Genomic DNA, 2,107 nt, shown 5'->3' on the forward strand with positions numbered 1-2,107 from the left:
CACCACGACGAAGCGATCGCGGTGCCCACGCGGCGGTCATGACCCTCTCGGCACCTCGAGGTGGCTGGCCAGCAGTCCGATGGTGACGATCGGCACCGACTCGCGTTCACCGAGGTCGAGCAGCGCAGGCAGCCGCAACATCTCGCCGTCGCCGCCGACCACTTCACAAAGGGCGGCGACCGGGCGCAGACCCGCGAGCGCGACGAGGGCGACCGCAGCCTCGACGTGTCCGGCACGTTCGGCCAGGCCGCCGGTGGCGGCCCGGATCGGCAGGAGGTGACCGGGACGGGTCAGCCGCTCGGGCGCCGAGGACGGGTCGGCGAGAACCCGAAGGGTGTGTGCGCGGTCGCGCGCACTGATCCCGGTGCCCGGACCGTCGGCCGCGTCGACCGTGACGGTGTACGCAGTTCCCCGTTGGTTCTCGCCCACCTTCACCATCAGTGGCAGATCGAGACGGTCCGCCAGCTCATTCGTGATCGGCGCGGTCAAGAAGCCCGACGAGTTGCGCACCGCCCACGTGACCCAGCGAACCGACGCGAGTTCGGCGGCGAGCACGATGGCGCCGGTGCTCTCCAGGTCGTCGTCGGCCACGACGATCACCGGCTCACCACGGCGAAGGGCCGTGAGGGCTTGCGTGATCGTCGAGAATTCCCGAGTGGAAGAGCCGCCACTCCGCGGTGATGCGTCGCCCACGCCTGACCTCCAGTCGAACCTTGACCGTACCCGTCCCGCGACTCGGAGTCGGGGCGCAGTTCGCGGGTCGACGCGGTCTGCGGCGGAATTCGACGAGGCGGGTGAGATAATCGGCCCATGAGCGATACAGAGGGACGGATCGGCTTCGTCCAGGCTACCTGGCATCGGAATATCGTCGATCGTGCCCGAGATGGGTTTACCTCGAAGGTGACCGAATTGGGTTACTCGCCGAGCGTGTTGGACTTCTTCGAGGTCCCCGGTGCCTTTGAAATCCCGCTGACTGCAAAGCGACTAGCCCTCTCGGGTCGTTACGCGGCGGTCGTCGCGGCGGCTCTCGTCGTTGACGGCGGGATCTATCGCCACGAATTCGTGGCCACTGCGGTCATCGACGGATTGATGCGGGTTCAACTCGACACCGACGTGCCGGTGTTCTCCGTGGTGCTGACGCCGCATCACTTCCACGAGCACGACGAGCACATCGGCTACTTCAGCGAGCATCTTGCGAAGAAGGGCGCAGAGGCGGCCGAGGCGTGCGCCGCCACGCTCGCCTCCCTGAAGGCGCTGCCGATCGGCTGATTCACCCCGACCGGACCGCGGCGGGTGAGTCACGGGGACGGTAGGTCGAGGTGGCTGCCCGGTCCGGTCGTGGTGTTCGCGCGCGGTGTCCGGGTCGAGCGAAAGCGCGAACTGGTCGGCCCAGCGAAACTCGAAGCGCGCCTTGGCCAGAGCGTCGTCGCGCAACTGCGCCCTTGGGTGGCCCTTGGCCAGGTCCGCGGCGTGGGCGGCGATCTTGTAGGCGATCACGCCGTCCTTGACGTCCTGGCGGCCGGGCGGGCCCAGGTGCTCCTTCGGTGTGACACAACGGAGCATCGCGGTACCGGCCTGGGCGATGATCGCGGCGCCGATCGCCGAGCTGATGTGGTCGTGGGCCGGCGCGATGTCGGTGGTGAGCGGGCCAACCGTGTAGAACGGTGCGCCGTGACACAGCTGGTTCTGGAGGCGCACGAGCTCGGCGATCTTGTGCATGGGGACGTGCCCGGAGCCCTCGATCATCACCTGTACGCCATGGACTCTGGCGATCTTGGTGAGCTCGGCGAGCGTGCGCAGCTCGGCGAACTGCGCACCGTCGTTGGCGTCGGCGATCGACCCGGGTCGCAGCCCGTCGCCCAGTGACAGGGTCACGTCGTAGCGAGCGAGGATCTCGCAGAGTTGGTCGAAGTGGGTATGGAGAAGGGACTCGATCTGGTGGGCCACGCACCAGGCCGCCATGATGGCGCCCCCGCGGCTGACGATGCCGGTGACCCGACCCGCGGTCAGCGGGAGGTGGCTCAGCCGCAATCCGGCGTGCACGGTCATGTAGTCCACGCCCTGCTCGGCCTGCTCGATGACGGTGTCGCGGTAGACCTCCCAGGTC

The 2,107-nt window shown here is 68.2% G+C and carries 2 protein-coding genes and 1 pseudogene; 1 reads left to right on the forward strand and 2 read right to left on the reverse strand.

All coding sequences use genetic code 11. From position 1 onward, the window contains the following. Positions 1 to 36: 36 nt before the first annotated feature. Positions 37 to 858: a 3,4-dihydroxy-2-butanone-4-phosphate synthase gene (locus tag ACRDUX_RS15870; protein WP_526414973.1), complete on the reverse strand. Its 822-nt coding sequence runs from the start codon at positions 856 to 858 to the stop codon at positions 37 to 39. On the opposite strand from ACRDUX_RS15870, the gene ACRDUX_RS15875 reads away from it, so the two are divergent. Then, positions 811 to 1,269, forward strand: a complete 459-nt coding sequence (locus ACRDUX_RS15875; protein ID WP_526414974.1) for a 6,7-dimethyl-8-ribityllumazine synthase — start codon at positions 811 to 813, stop codon at positions 1,267 to 1,269. The two genes, ACRDUX_RS15870 and ACRDUX_RS15875, sit on opposite strands and share 48 nt — an antisense overlap. A 60-nt stretch (positions 1,270 to 1,329) precedes the next feature. Here the strand turns inward: ACRDUX_RS15875 and ACRDUX_RS15880 are convergent. Continuing rightward, a pseudogene (locus ACRDUX_RS15880) lies at positions 1,330 to 2,107 on the reverse strand (phosphomethylpyrimidine synthase ThiC); the annotation flags it as partial.

It is taken from the genome of Mycobacterium sp., from assembly GCF_050701675.1.
Lineage (GTDB): Bacteria > Actinomycetota > Actinomycetes > Mycobacteriales > Mycobacteriaceae > Mycobacterium.